This window comes from Agromyces sp. NPDC029043, assembly GCF_055564615.1.
In genome coordinates this window covers 77152-89631 of the sequence record NZ_JBVHVX010000011.1, presented here as the reverse complement: position 1 = coordinate 89631, position 12480 = coordinate 77152, and the positions used below count along the sequence as shown (strand labels likewise).

At 71.7% G+C, this 12480-nt stretch carries 13 protein-coding genes and 1 tRNA gene; 5 read left to right on the top strand and 9 right to left on the bottom strand.

Annotation, left to right across the window (positions count from 1 at the left end; genetic code table 11):
- Positions 1–9 precede the first annotated feature (9 nt).
- Positions 10–267 carry a DUF3263 domain-containing protein gene (locus ACZ4TW_RS14530; protein ID WP_465543571.1) on the bottom strand — a complete coding sequence of 86 codons (258 nt, stop codon included), beginning with the start codon at positions 265–267 and terminating at the stop codon, positions 10–12.
- 195 nt (positions 268–462) lie between these two features.
- Between ACZ4TW_RS14530 and msrB the strand changes: the two genes are divergently transcribed.
- Together msrB and ACZ4TW_RS14520 are read left to right on the top strand one after the other, a co-directional pair.
- Positions 463–864 (top strand): peptide-methionine (R)-S-oxide reductase MsrB, encoded by a 402-nt coding sequence (gene msrB, locus ACZ4TW_RS14525; protein ID WP_465543569.1) that lies wholly within the window; start codon positions 463–465, stop codon positions 862–864.
- Between the two features lie 2 nt (positions 865–866).
- Entirely contained in the window at positions 867–1418 is a 552-nt protein-coding gene (locus ACZ4TW_RS14520) for a nitroreductase family protein (RefSeq protein WP_465543567.1), read from the top strand.
- Between the two features lie 22 nt (positions 1419–1440).
- Here ACZ4TW_RS14520 and ACZ4TW_RS14515 read toward each other — a convergent pair.
- Both ACZ4TW_RS14515 and ACZ4TW_RS14510 read right to left on the bottom strand, forming a co-directional pair.
- A tRNA-Thr gene (locus ACZ4TW_RS14515) sits at positions 1441–1516 on the bottom strand.
- Positions 1517–1605: 89 nt separating this feature from the next.
- Positions 1606–2529, bottom strand: a complete 924-nt coding sequence (locus ACZ4TW_RS14510; protein ID WP_465543565.1) for a DsbA family protein — start codon at positions 2527–2529, stop codon at positions 1606–1608.
- A 273-nt stretch (positions 2530–2802) separates the two neighbouring features.
- Between ACZ4TW_RS14510 and ACZ4TW_RS14505 the strand changes: the two genes are divergently transcribed.
- Positions 2803–3903 carry an ABC transporter ATP-binding protein gene (locus ACZ4TW_RS14505; protein WP_465543563.1) on the top strand — a complete coding sequence of 367 codons (1101 nt, stop codon included), beginning with the start codon at positions 2803–2805 and terminating at the stop codon, positions 3901–3903.
- Positions 3904–3979: 76 nt separating this feature from the next.
- The gene (locus ACZ4TW_RS14500; protein WP_465543562.1) at positions 3980–5299 is read left to right on the top strand and encodes a DUF4032 domain-containing protein; all 1320 of its coding nucleotides are present in this window, start codon (positions 3980–3982) and stop codon (positions 5297–5299) included.
- Positions 5300–5343: 44 nt separating this feature from the next.
- Here the strand turns inward: ACZ4TW_RS14500 and rlmB are convergent, their stop codons facing one another.
- The 4 genes from rlmB to ACZ4TW_RS14480 all read right to left on the bottom strand — a co-directional run bounded on the left by rlmB (position 5344) and on the right by ACZ4TW_RS14480 (position 9686).
- Positions 5344–6363, bottom strand: a complete 1020-nt coding sequence (gene rlmB, locus ACZ4TW_RS14495) for a 23S rRNA (guanosine(2251)-2'-O)-methyltransferase RlmB (RefSeq protein WP_465543560.1) — start codon at positions 6361–6363, stop codon at positions 5344–5346.
- Complete coding sequence (cysS, locus tag ACZ4TW_RS14490) at positions 6360–7784, bottom strand: cysteine--tRNA ligase (protein ID WP_465543558.1); 1425 nt, start codon at positions 7782–7784, stop codon at positions 6360–6362. The genes rlmB and cysS overlap by 4 nt, the downstream gene beginning before the upstream one ends.
- A gap of 164 nt (positions 7785–7948) precedes the next feature.
- Positions 7949–9181: a 2-C-methyl-D-erythritol 4-phosphate cytidylyltransferase gene (ispD, locus tag ACZ4TW_RS14485; RefSeq protein WP_465543556.1), complete on the bottom strand. Its 1233-nt coding sequence runs from the start codon at positions 9179–9181 to the stop codon at positions 7949–7951.
- A 22-nt stretch (positions 9182–9203) separates the two neighbouring features.
- Positions 9204–9686 carry a CarD family transcriptional regulator gene (locus ACZ4TW_RS14480; protein WP_465543554.1) on the bottom strand — a complete coding sequence of 161 codons (483 nt, stop codon included), beginning with the start codon at positions 9684–9686 and terminating at the stop codon, positions 9204–9206.
- A gap of 160 nt (positions 9687–9846) precedes the next feature.
- On the opposite strand from ACZ4TW_RS14480, the gene ACZ4TW_RS14475 reads away from it, so the two are divergent.
- Complete coding sequence (locus ACZ4TW_RS14475; RefSeq protein ID WP_465543552.1) at positions 9847–10308, top strand: DNA modification methylase; 462 nt, start codon at positions 9847–9849, stop codon at positions 10306–10308.
- A gap of 96 nt (positions 10309–10404) precedes the next feature.
- Here ACZ4TW_RS14475 and ACZ4TW_RS14470 read toward each other — a convergent pair whose 3' ends face one another.
- Complete coding sequence (locus ACZ4TW_RS14470; RefSeq protein WP_465543550.1) at positions 10405–11085, bottom strand: response regulator; 681 nt, start codon at positions 11083–11085, stop codon at positions 10405–10407.
- Positions 11082–12338 carry a sensor histidine kinase gene (locus ACZ4TW_RS14465; protein WP_465543548.1) on the bottom strand — a complete coding sequence of 419 codons (1257 nt, stop codon included), beginning with the start codon at positions 12336–12338 and terminating at the stop codon, positions 11082–11084. The genes ACZ4TW_RS14470 and ACZ4TW_RS14465 overlap by 4 nt, the downstream gene beginning before the upstream one ends.
- Between the last annotated feature and the right edge of the window lie 142 nt (positions 12339–12480).

Here is a 12480-nt window from a genome sequence, read left to right as displayed (position 1 = left end):
GGGGTCGGCTCAGCCGTGCGGATGGCCGTGGGGAATCGTACGACGTGCGCGGGCCTCCGCGCGCGCCTCGCGCTGCCGCTGCAGCCGCTTGACGAGCATCGGGTCGTGCCGGAGCGCGTCGGGCGAGTCCACCAGTGCGCCGAGCTGACGGTAGTACCGGGCCGCCGACATCCCCAGCTCGTCTCGGATCGCGTCGGCCTTGCGCGCCGCATCGCGCCACGGTCGCGCCTCGAAGGCGAGGATGTCGCGCTGGCGGTCGTCGAGCATGCCACCTCCGTCGGGCTCGCGTTGGACGCCATCCTAGAGACCGGATGCCGCGAAGCCGCCGCACGCCACGCTCGCGCACCTCACCGCCCGGTCGGTACGCCCTCGGAACATCGCGGAGGCCTCGCACGTTGCACCGGGCGTCGCGGGATGCGCGACGATGGAGGGGTCCCCCCACGTGCACGAGGAGCAGACCGCATGGCGTACCAGGTGAGCAAGTCCGACGAGGAGTGGCGTGAGCAGCTCGATGCCGATCAGTATGCGGTGCTGCGCGAGGCCGCGACCGAGCGCCCGTGGACGGGCGAGCTGCTCGACGAGGAGCGCGCGGGCGTCTACGCCTGCGCCGCGTGCGGTGCCGAGCTCTTCCGGAGCGGGACCAAGTTCGACTCGGGTTGCGGGTGGCCGAGCTTCTACGAGTCCGTGCGCCCCGAGGCCGTCGAGCTGATCGAGGACACCTCGCTCGGGATGGTGCGCACCGAGGTCCGCTGCGCGAGCTGCGGCTCCCACCTGGGCCACGTCTTCCCCGACGGGTTCGGCACGCCGACCGGCGACCGGTACTGCATGAACTCGATCGCGCTCGACTTCGCTCCCGAATCCTGAGCATGGCGTCCGTTCGCGCGGCCGCGCTGGCGCGGCGATCCTGGCCGAAGGTGACGGATGACGCGCCCTCCGACGCCGAGCTCGAGGAGCTCCTCGAGGCGGCGGGCCGGGTGTCCGACCACGGCGCGCTGGTGCCCTGGCGCGTGATCGCGCTCCGCGGCGAGGCCCGGAACCGGCTCGGCGATGCGCTGGTGGAGGCGGCCGGCGTCGACGGCGACGCCGCGGTGAAGCTCGCGGGCAAGCCGCGGCGGGCGCCGCTGCTCCTCGCGCTCGTCGCCGTCGTCCGTCCGCATCCGAAGGTGCCCGAGTGGGAGCAGGAGGCCTGCGCCGCCGGCGTCGGGCACGTCCTGACCATGCTCCTCGACGAGGCCGGATGGGGCGCGATGTGGCGCACGGGCCCGTACACGCGGCATCCGGCGGTCGCGCGCATGCACGGCCTCGCCGACGACGAGCGGCTCATGGGCTGGCTCTACGTCGGCGGGAAGCCGCTGACCGGACGGCCCGAGCGGCGCCGGGCCCCGGTCGCCGAGGGGCGCCTCAGCTCGATCGGCTGACGCGGCGGCGGCGAGCCCGGTCTGGAGCCGGCTACGGGACTCGAACCCGTAACCACCGCTTTACAAGAGCGGTGCGCTACCAATTGCGCCAAGCCGGCAGGTGATTCCCCCACATCCTACCGACGGCTTGGGGCGGCGCACGACGGCAGCCCGGCCGGACGGCCGGGCCGCTCGCGGGTCCCGCGACTCAGCCCGCGGCCGGCGTCGGTGTCGGGGTGGGGGTGCCGTTCGACTCCGAGTAGCTCTCGCCGGCGGCCTGCAGCACGAAGGCCTGGAACTCGGCCGTGTCCTCGAGCGAGCCGACGTACTGCTTGCCGTTGACCAGGACCGTGGGCGTGCCCGTGATCGAGTCGAGCTCGGAGTTGGGGATGGGGCCGGTCAGCGCCCGCTCCGTGGCATCCTGCACCCAGCCCTTGAAGCGGGTCTCGTCGATGCACGCGTCGACCGAGCCCGAGGCGCCGGCCTGCGACGCGATCTCCTTGATCTCGTCGTTCGTCAGGCCGGTGGAGAGCTCCTCGGGCTGATTCTCGAACATGAGCGCGTTGAAGTCGAAGAACGCCTCGGGAGAGGTCTCGGCCACGCACGCCGCGGCGTTCGCCGCGCGAAGCGAGAACTGCGTGCCCGCCGACTTGTTGGTGAGGATGGCGATCGGGTGCACCTCGAGCGTCGCCGCACCCGACTCGACCATGGTGCGCATGGTGTCGTTGTTCGTGTTCTCGAACTGGCCGCAGTAGGGGCACAGGTAATCGATGTAGGTCACGATGTTGGCGACCGTGCCGCTCTCGTCGGGCTCGGTCGGAGTCGGCTCGCCGCCCTCGGGCACCGCCGGCGTCGAGACGGCCTCGATGCCGCCCTCGCCGCCGATCATCAGGATGCCGTCACTGGCCATGTTGCGCGGACCGGGACCCTCGGGCTGCGAGTTCTGCAGCACCAGTCCCACCACCAGCGCCACGACCGCGAGGATCGCCACGACCACGCCGCCCTGGATCAGCAGCTTCGTCCGGCGGTCGCGGTTGCGCTGCTCCTCGCGAAGGACGCGGGCCTTCTCGCGGGCCGCCTCGCGACGTTCGTTACGGGTGGGGCGTGGCTGGGTGGGTCCGCCAGTGGTCATCGATGGTCAACTCCGGGTCGCTGTGGGCGCGCACGAACGAGGGCACGCGCACCGCCGAGTGTAGGGAGGATCGCTGGGAATCGCCCAAACGGCGCCCCGACCGGGCGGGACGGCACATCCGCGCAGTCGTGCGCCCCCGCCTCGGCGGCGACGTCGCGATTCCTCCGGTCCTCCGGAGCCATGTCATACTGAGGGAGCGTCGACACCGATGTCGGCGTTTCCATTCACTACGGATCGTCCGGCACGTACCTGCCGGTGAAGGAGCACAGAACCATGGCGTCAGTCACGTTCGACAAGGCCACCCGCCTCTACCCGGGTGGCACCCGTCCCGCCGTCGACAAGCTCGACCTCGAGATCGCAGACGGGGAATTCCTCGTCCTGGTCGGTCCGTCGGGCTGCGGCAAGTCCACCTCGCTTCGCATGCTCGCGGGCCTCGAAGAGGTCAACGAGGGGAACATCTTCATCGGCGACCGCAACGTCACCGATGTGCCGCCGAAGGACCGCGACATCGCGATGGTCTTCCAGAACTACGCGCTGTACCCCCACATGACCGTCGCCGAGAACATGGGCTTCGCGCTCAAGATCGCCGGCGTCGGCAAGGAGGAGCGCGCCGCGCGCGTCCTCGAGGCCGCGAAGCTGCTCGACCTCGAGCCGTACCTCAACCGCAAGCCGAAGGCGCTCTCCGGCGGCCAGCGCCAGCGCGTCGCCATGGGCCGCGCGATCGTGCGCCAGCCGCAGGTGTTCCTCATGGACGAGCCGCTGTCGAACCTCGACGCCAAGCTGCGCGTGCAGACCCGTACCCAGATCGCCTCGCTCCAGCGCCGCCTCGGCGTCACCACGGTCTACGTCACGCACGACCAGACCGAGGCGCTCACCATGGGCGACCGCATCGCCGTGCTGAAGGACGGCGTCCTGCAGCAGGTCGGCACGCCGCGCGAACTGTACGAGCGGCCGAACAACGTGTTCGTCGCGGGCTTCATCGGCTCGCCGGCGATGAACCTGTTCCACGCCGATGTCGTCGACGGCGGCATCAAGTTCGGCACGGCGACCGTGGATGTCGAGCGTGACGCACTCGCCTCGGCCTCCGGCCCGATCGTCACGGTCGGCGTGCGTCCCGAGGACATCCAGGTGTCCAGCACCCAGGGCGAGGGCCTCGAGGTCGTGGTCGACCTCGTCGAGGAGCTCGGCGCCGACGGCTACCTCTACGGCCACTCGACGATCGAGGGCAAGCGCACCGACATCGTCGCGCGCGTCGACGGCCGCGTCCACCCGTTCGCGGGCGACACCGTCTACCTGCTCCCCACGCCGAAGCACGTGCACGTGTTCGACGCCGAGTCGGGTGCGCGCCTGCTCAAGGCGCCGGTCGTCAGCTGACGCACATCGCACTGATCGCGATGCCGGTCGGGCTTCGGCCCGGCCGGCATCGTCGTTCCCGGGTACGCTGGGCGTGATGAGCGGCACACTCTCGATCACGTCGGCCATGACCGATCCCGCACTGCTCGACCTCCCGTGGCATCTTCCCCTCGAGGCGTGGCCCAGCGAGAACATCGCGGCGCTCCCGAAGGGCATCTCGCGGCACCTCGTGCGATTCGCGCACCTCAGCGGCCACGTCGTCGCGATCAAGGAGACGACGGCCGAGATGGCCAAGGGCGAGTACGAGATGCTCCGCACGCTGCAGCGGCTCGAGATCCCGTGCGTCGAGCCCGTCGCCGTCATCACCAACCGGACCGATGTCGACGGAGCCGAGCTCGCCCCGGTGCTCGTCACCCGTCACCTGCGCTTCTCCCTCCCCTACCGCGCGCTGTTCTCCCAGACGCTGCGCCCCGACACCGCGACGCGCCTCGTGGATGCGCTCGCCGTGCTCCTCGTCCGGCTGCACATCATCGGGTTCTTCTGGGGCGACGTGTCGCTGTCGAACACGCTGTTCCGGCGCGATGCGGGCGCGTTCGCCGCCTACCTCGTCGACGCCGAGACGGGCAAGCTCTACGAGGGCGGCCTGTCGAACGGGCAGCGCGAGAACGATCTCGAGATCGCGCGCGTGAACATCGCCGGCGAGCTGCTCGACCTCGAGGCCGGCGGTCGCGTGGCCGACGAGCTCGATCCCGTGCGCATCTCCGACGGCATCGTCGACGCGTACCGCAACCTCTGGAAGGAGCTCACAGGCAGCGAGTCGTTCGGCGTCGCCGAGCGCTGGCGTATCAACGAGCGCGTCAACCGGCTGAACGAGCTCGGCTTCGACATCGAGGAGCTCGCGATCCGCACCGACGAGAGCGGCACCACGCTGCGCATCCAGCCGAAGGTCGTCGACGCCGGGCACCACCAGCGACGGCTGCTGCGGCTCACCGGCCTCGACGCGGGCGAGAACCAGGCGCGGCGGCTGCTCAACGACCTCGACTCGTACCGCGCGGCCTACAACAAGCAGGACCAGGACGAGGAGATGGTCGCGCACGAGTGGCTCATGCGCGTGTTCGAGCCCGTGCTCCGGGCGGTGCCGCAGGAGCTGCGCGGCAAGCTCGAGCCCGCCGAGGTGTTCCACGAGCTGCTCGAGCACCGGTGGTACATGGCTCAGCAGGAGGCGCGCGACATCCCCCTCGCCGAAGCCCTGACGGCCTACATCAACGACGTGCTGCGGCACCGCCGCGACGAGGCGACCGTGATCGGGCCGCCCACCGAGGCCATCACGACGTCGCTGCCATCGATCGCCCCCGACACGGCCGCGATCCCCGTGCACGACCCCGACGACGAGGGCGACTGGCGCCTCAAGGTCTGAACCGCGACCACCCCCGGTGGTCTCGGTACGGGCCCTTCAGCGCCTCACTCGGCCACCGGCTGGGCGCGGAGCTTGGCGATCTCGTAGAGGGTGACCGAGGCTGCGATGCCCGCGTTGAGCGACTCGGTCGCGGCGGAGATCGGGATCGAGACGACGGCGTCGCAGGTCTCGGTGACCAGGCGCGACAGGCCCTTGCCCTCCGACCCGACGACGATCACGATGGGCCGGTCGGCGAAGTCGAGCCCGGGCAGCGACACGTCGCCGCCACCGTCGAGGCCGAGCACGAAGACCCCGCGGTCCTTCAGCGCCTTGAGCGTCTGCGTCAGGTTGGGCGCCATCGCGACCGGCACGCGAGCGGCCGCGCCGGCCGAGGTCTTCCATGCGGCCGCGGTCACCCCGACCGACCGGCGCTGCGGCACGATCACGCCCTGCCCGCCGAAGGCGGCGGTCGAGCGGATGATCGCTCCGAGGTTGCGCGGGTCGGTGACGCCGTCGAGCGCCACGAACAGCGGCGTCTCGTCGTCGGCGAGCACCTCGTCGAGCAGGTCGATCGGGTGCGCGTACTCGTACGGCGGCACCTTGAGCGCGAGACCCTGGTGCACGCCGCCCTCACCCGCGAGCCGGTCGAGCTCGGGCCGCATCACCTCGAGGATCGGGATGCCGCGGTTGGTGGCGATCTTCACGGCCTCCTTCACGCGGTCGTCCATCTCGATCCGGGCGGCGAGGTACAGCGTCGTCGCGGGGATGCGCGTGCGCAGCGCCTCGACGACGGCGTTGCGGCCGGTCACGATCTCGGACTCGTCGCCCGACTTCGCGCGACGCGACGCGCCGGACGCGCCGCGCGGCGCCCCGGCGCGGGCGGGCGCGCGCCCGCCGGACTTCGCGGCGGCGCGCTCGGCCGCGGCCTTGCGCTTGTACGCCTGGTGGTAGGGCCGGTCCTCGGCCTTCGGCGTGGGGCCCTTGCCCTCGAGCGCCTTGCGGCTGTGGCCGCCGGTGCCGACCTTCTGGCCCTTGCCCTTCTTGCGCACCGCTCCGGCGCGAGGCTTTCCGCTGCTGCCCTTCATGACGTGAGGCTCCAATGCGTTCCGGTCTGGCTGTCTTCGATGGTGATGCCGGCGTCGGCGAGTTCGGCGCGGATGCGGTCGGCGGCGGCCCAGTCCTTGGCGTCGCGGGCCGCGCGGCGGTCGGCGAGCAGCCGGGCGACGAGCGCGTCGAGGGCGGATGCAGCGGGGCCAGCGTCGGTCGACCAGTGCGGGTCGGTCGGGTCGATGCCGAGCACGCGCACCATGGCGAGCACCTGACCGCGCAGGTCGGCGGCCGCGCCGAGGTCTTCGCCGTCGAGGGCCTGGTTGCCGGCGCTCACGGTCTCGTGCAGGACGGCGAGCGCCTGGGGCACGCCGAGGTCGTCGTCCATCGCCGTCGCGAAGGCGTCGGGCCACGTGCCATCCGTGCCCTCGCCCGCGTAGCGCGTGCCGTCGAGCCGGCGCTCGACGCGAGTGAGGAACGTGCGGATGCGGTCGACCGCGGCCTCGGCCTCGGCGAGCGAGTCGGGCGAGTAGTCGAGCGTCGACCGGTAGTGCGCCTTGCCGAGCAGGTACCGCACGGCGAGCGGCGAGGCGAGCGCGGTGAGCTCGGACGCGTAGACGGAGTTGCCGAGCGACTTCGACATCTTCTGCCCGCCGACGTTGACGAGCCCGTTGTGCACCCAGTACCGCGCGAACGGCTGCCCCGCCGCAGTCGACTGGGCGAGCTCGTTCTCGTGGTGCGGGAAGCGCAGGTCGAGTCCGCCGCCGTGCAGGTCGAACTCGGTGCCGAGGTAGCGCGCGGCCATCGCCGAGCACTCGATGTGCCATCCGGGCCGCCCGGGACCCCACGGCGACTCCCAGCCGGCCGAGGCGGGCTCGGTCGGCTTGTGCCCCTTCCAGAGCGCGAAATCGCGGGGGTCGCGCTTGCCGCGCGGATCGGAGTCGGCGGCCGCCTCCATGTTCTCGCGCGACTGGCGGGTGAGCTCGCCGTAGGCGGGCCAGCTGCCGGTGTCGAAGTAGACGTCGCCCGAGCCGTCGGGCGCTGGGTAGGCGTGCCCGAGTTCGATGAGCCGCTCGATGATCCGCTGCATCTGCGTGACGCTCGCCGTGGCCCGCGGTTCGTAGGTCGGCGGCTGGATGCCGAGCGCGTTGTACGCGGCCGTGAACTCCAGCTCGTACCGGTAGGCCAGCGACCACCACTGCTCGCCGATGCCCTCCTCGGCGGCGGCGTTCAGGATCTTGTCGTCGATGTCGGTGACGTTGCGCACGAACGTGACCCGGTAGCCGCTCGCGGCGAACCAGCGGCGCATCAGGTCGTACACGAGCGCGCTCCGCAGGTGCCCGATGTGCGGGGCCGACTGAACCGTCGGACCGCAGACGTACATGCCGACGTGCCCCTCCTCGAGGGGCACGAAGTCACGCAGGGCCTGGGCCTTCGAGTCGTAGAGTCGCACGGTCACCCCGCAAGCCTACCGGCGGGGCCGTGCCGGGGCCGGGCGAGGACGGATGTCGCGCTGAGGGCGGCCTCTCGCGGGCTCTCACGGATCGCGCGGCGAGTCGTCGGACACGTCAGACGACGCGCCGACCCAGGTCGGCGCGTCCGCACTCGAGTCCGACGACTCGCTCAGGTCGGCACGACGGTCGCCGTCGCGATCGCGGCGACGCCCTCGCCGCGGCCGGTGAAGCCGAGTCCGTCGGTCGTCGTCGCGGCCACGCTCACGGGTGCGCCGACGACGCGCGAGAGCAGCGCCTCGGCCTCGGCGCGGCGCGGCGCGAGCTTGGGCCGGTTGCCGACGACCTGCACCGACACGTTCCCCACGCGGAACCCGGCGTCGGCGAGGCGCCGCACGGTCTCGGCGAGGAACACCTCGCCGTGCGCGCCCGCGAGGCGCGGGTCGTCGGTGCCGAACATGCCGCCGATGTCACCGAGGCCGGCGGCGGCGAGGATGGCGTCGCAGATCGCGTGGGCGACCGCGTCGCCGTCGCTGTGCCCCGAGAGCCCGCGCTCCCCCGGCCAGTGCAGCCCGGCCAGCCAGAGCGGCGCGCCGGAGTCGTCGGCGTAGGCGTGCACGTCGATGCCGGTTCCGACCCGGGGGACGGCGACGGATGCCGCGCGCGGCAGTCGCTCGAGTGCGGGGCGCGCCACGCCATCGGCTCCCCCGCGCTCGGCCACGAGCTGCTCGGCCCGGTGCAGGTCGGCGGGCACGGTGATCTTGAACGCGCGCGTGTCACCGGGCACGACCTCGACGGCCACGCCGGTCGCCGCGACGAGGGCGGCATCGTCGGTCGCTTCGCCCTCGGCCCGCGCGTACGCGACCTCGAGCGACTCGCGCGGGAACCCCTGCGGCGTCTGCATGGCGGCGAGCTCGGACCGGTCGACCGTTTCGAGCACGCGCCCGTGCGCGTCGACGCGCTTGATGGTGTCGACGACCTGGAGCCCGGGCACGATGCCGTGTCCGCGCGCGCGGACGGCCGCGGCGACCTCGTCGAACAGCGCCGCCGGCGTGAGCGGCCTCGCCGCGTCGTGCACGAGCACGGTCTCGACGACGTGCGGCAGCACCGCGAGGCCGTTGGCGACGGACTGCTGGCGCGTGAGTCCCCCGGCGACCACGTCGAAGGGGGCGGATGTCGCGGCCGCGCGCCCGGCGTACCGGTCGCGCGCCTCGTCGACGCGATCGCCGGGAACGACGACCACGACGTGCGGCGCCTCGCGCATGCCGAGAACGGCATCCAGCGCGACGCCGAGGACCGTGTCGCCGCCGAGCGGCACGAACGCCTTCGGCTCGGAGTGGCCGAGGCGCGCGCCGCTTCCGGCGGCGACGACGATGACGGCGACGGTCGAGGCGCTCGCGTTCACGTCTCGAGCGTATCGCCCGCGACTAGGAGGCGAGGACCTCGTCGAGCACGGTCGACGCCTGCTCCTCGTCGGTCTTCTCGGCGAGCGCGAGCTCGGAGATCAGGATCTGGCGTGCCTTGGCGAGCATGCGCTTCTCGCCGGCCGACAGGCCGCGGTCCTGGTCGCGGCGCCAGAGGTCGCGGACGACCTCGGAGACCTTGATGACGTCGCCGGAGGCGAGCTTCTCGAGGTTCGCCTTGTACCGGCGCGACCAGTTGGTCGGCTCCTCGGTGAACGGTGCGCGCAGCACCTCGAAGACCTTGTCGAGCCCCTCCTTGCCGATGACGTCGCGCACGCCGACGAGGTCGACGTTCTCGGCGGGCACCTCGATGACGAGGTCGCCCTGCGTGACGTTCAGCTTGAGGTACAGCTTCTCTTCGCCCTTGATGACGCGTTTCTTGACTTCAACGATCGTTGCGGCTCCGTGGTGGGGGTAAACGACGGTCTCGCCAACCTCAAAAAGCATGAATCGGTGTCCTTTCGGCAACTTTCAGGATATCACACCGAGTTCCTGCTAGGGTTCCGCCTCCATGCCCGGGACGGCCCTGCGCCGTAGGCTACACTCGACCCGAACCCATGCGCGCGGGCTTCATGCGCCCGCGCGCACGCTCGTCATTGGAGGTCCTGTGAAGGCGCGTCTCGCGGCATCCGCTGCTCTGGCTCTCGGCATCGCCATCGGCGGAAGCGGCTGCGCCATGGTGACCTACCAGGCCACCACCGAGAAGTACGACCCGAGCGATGGCGTCTCGGCCGACCTCGGCTCGATCGAGATGCGCAACGCGCTGGTCGTGAGCGACGACGGCGAAGAGGGCAACTTCGTCGCCTCCTTCACCAACTCCGGAGAAGACGACGCCACGATCGAGATCGAGCTCGTCGACGGCGGCGCCACGTTCGAGGTCGACGTCGAGGCGGGCGAGACGGTCTCGCTCGGTGCCGCCGACGAGGAGCCGCTGCTCATCGACGACCTCGGCGCCGAGGTCGGCGGCCTCGTCGCCATGTACTTCCAGCACGGCACCGAAGAGGGCCTCGAGGTCCAGGTTCCCGTGCTCGACGGCGGCCTGCCCGAGTACGAGGACCTCGTCCCCTAGTCAGCGTTCGCGGCGGCCGGTCCGCCGGCACCAGGCCCACGAGGGCGGATGCCACGGCGCGAGCCGCGACATCCGCCCTCGTCGTCTCGGCGGCGCCTACGCCTCGAAGCGGTAGCCGAGGCCGCGCACGGTGACCAGCTGCACGGGCTCGGAGGGCGTGACCTCGATCTTGGAGCGGATCCGCTTGATGTGCACGTCGAGCGTCTTCGTGTCGCCGAAGTAGTCGCTCCCCCACACCCTGTCGATGAGCTGCCCACGGGTGAGCACACGGCCGGCGTTGCGCATGAGCAGCTCGAGCAGCTCGAATTCCTTCAGCGGCATGGCCACCGGTCGTCCGTCGACCTCCACGGTGTGCCGGTCGACGTCCATGCGCACGCGGCCGCCCGCGATGATGCCGTCACCGACGTCGTCGGGCTCGATGCGGCGGCGCAGCACGGCCCGGATGCGGGCGAGCAGCTCGCGCGTCGAGTACGGCTTGGTCACGTAGTCGTCGGCGCCGAGCTCGAGCCCGACCACGATGTCGACCTCGGAGTCCTTCGCGGTCAGCATGATGATCGGCACCGTGGAGCGCTGGCGGATCTCGCGGCACACCTCGGTGCCCGGCAGGCCGGGCAGCATGAGGTCGAGCAGCACGAGGTCGGCACCGTCGCGGTCGAACGCGGCGACCGCCGACGGCCCGTCGGCCGTCACCTCCACCTCGTACCCCTCGCGCTCGAGCAGGAAGCTCAGGGGGTCGCTGAGGGCGATCTCGTCCTCGACGAGCAGGATGCGGGTCACTCGGTGTCTCCTCGGGCGGGTGCCGACGGCAGCGCGGCGGCGATTCGGGCTGGGGTCTCGGGGCGGACGGGCGCGGGCGCGGGCTGCACGGAGGCGGCCTCGGCGTCGCCGGCGTCGGGCGGCGTCACCGGGCGCTCCGCGAGCGGCAGCCGGATCGTGAAGGTCGAGCCGCGACCGGGACGCGACCACACGCGCACGTCGCCGCCGTGGTTCTGCACGGTGTGCTTGACGATGCTGAGGCCGAGTCCGGAGCCGCCGGTGTTGCGCGAGCGCGCCTGGTCGACGCGGTAGAAGCGCTCGAACACCCGATCGAGGTCGTCGGCCGCGATGCCGATGCCCTGGTCGGCGACCGAGATCTCGACGGCGTCGCCGTCGACGCGGACGCCCACGCCGACGCGGCCGCCCTCGCTCGAGTAGGCGATCGCGTTGGAGACCAGGTTGTGCACCGCGACGATGAGCAGGGCCTGGTCGCCGTAGACCTCGGCGCCAGACTTGGCGCGCACGGCGACCTCGACGCCCTTCGCGGCGGCCACCACCCGGTTCTGGTCGACCGCGGCCGCGACGATGCGGTCGACGTCGATCAGCTCGTCGCGGCGGAGCGCGTCGCGCGCCTGCAGCCGGGAGAGCTCGATGACCTCGCCCGTGATGTGCGCCAGGCGGTTCGACTCGACCGACAGCCGATCGGCGAAGCGGCGCACCTGCTCGGGCTCGTCGGCGGCGTGGTCGAGCGCCTCGGCGAGCAGGCTCACCGACGCGATCGGCGTCTTCAGCTCGTGGCTGATGTTGGCGATGAAGTCGCGCCGGACCTCGTCGAGGCGGTGCGCCTCGGTGCGGTCGTCGGCGAGCAGCAGCACGAACCGCGTCCCGAGGCGGGCCACGCGGACCGCGAGGCGCATGGTGGCGTCGCTGAACGGCCCGCGCGCGAGCTCCAGCTCGGTCGCGATCGGCTCGCCCGTCCGCCGGACGGATGCCACGAGCTCGACGAGCTCGGCGTGCACGAGCATCTGGTTGCGGACCAGCCCCATCGCGAGCGCACCCGGCGACGCGCGCAGCACGTTGTTCGACGGGTCGAGGACCACCCCCGCCGACTCGAGCACGTCGAGCACCTGATCGACCCCGTCGGGGATGGTGGGTGCGACGACGCGCGCTGCGCTCTGACCGCGACGCTCGGCCATGTGGAGCACGATCGTGAATCCGGCCCCGAGCAGGATGCCGAAGGTCAGCGCGGCCAGCACCGACCAGGTGGAGTCCATGGCACCACCATAACCACCGGCTGGCGCCCGATCGCCCGGGATGGACGCCAGGGGCGGTAGGTTGGGGAGTGTTCAGCAATACGGCACCTGCCGTTCACCTTCGACGGCGAGGATGTCGCGAGCCGGTTCGTGCCGGATGCTC

What these genes read in the sequence shown, in the direction of transcription:
- ACZ4TW_RS14530 (WP_465543571.1), bottom strand. Translation starts at nt 267, where the DNA reads ATGCTCGACGACCGCCAGCGCGACATCCTCGCCTTCGAGGCGCGACCG.
- msrB (WP_465543569.1), top strand. Translation starts at nt 463, where the DNA reads ATGGCGTACCAGGTGAGCAAGTCCGACGAGGAGTGGCGTGAGCAGCTC.
- ACZ4TW_RS14520 (WP_465543567.1), top strand. Translation starts at nt 867, where the DNA reads ATGGCGTCCGTTCGCGCGGCCGCGCTGGCGCGGCGATCCTGGCCGAAG.
- ACZ4TW_RS14510 (WP_465543565.1), bottom strand. Translation starts at nt 2,529, where the DNA reads ATGACCACTGGCGGACCCACCCAGCCACGCCCCACCCGTAACGAACGT.
- ACZ4TW_RS14505 (WP_465543563.1), top strand. Translation starts at nt 2,803, where the DNA reads ATGGCGTCAGTCACGTTCGACAAGGCCACCCGCCTCTACCCGGGTGGC.
- ACZ4TW_RS14500 (WP_465543562.1), top strand. Translation starts at nt 3,980, where the DNA reads ATGAGCGGCACACTCTCGATCACGTCGGCCATGACCGATCCCGCACTG.
- rlmB (WP_465543560.1), bottom strand. Translation starts at nt 6,363, where the DNA reads ATGAAGGGCAGCAGCGGAAAGCCTCGCGCCGGAGCGGTGCGCAAGAAG.
- ACZ4TW_RS14480 (WP_465543554.1), bottom strand. Translation starts at nt 9,686, where the DNA reads ATGCTTTTTGAGGTTGGCGAGACCGTCGTTTACCCCCACCACGGAGCC.
- ACZ4TW_RS14465 (WP_465543548.1), bottom strand. Translation starts at nt 12,338, where the DNA reads ATGGACTCCACCTGGTCGGTGCTGGCCGCGCTGACCTTCGGCATCCTG.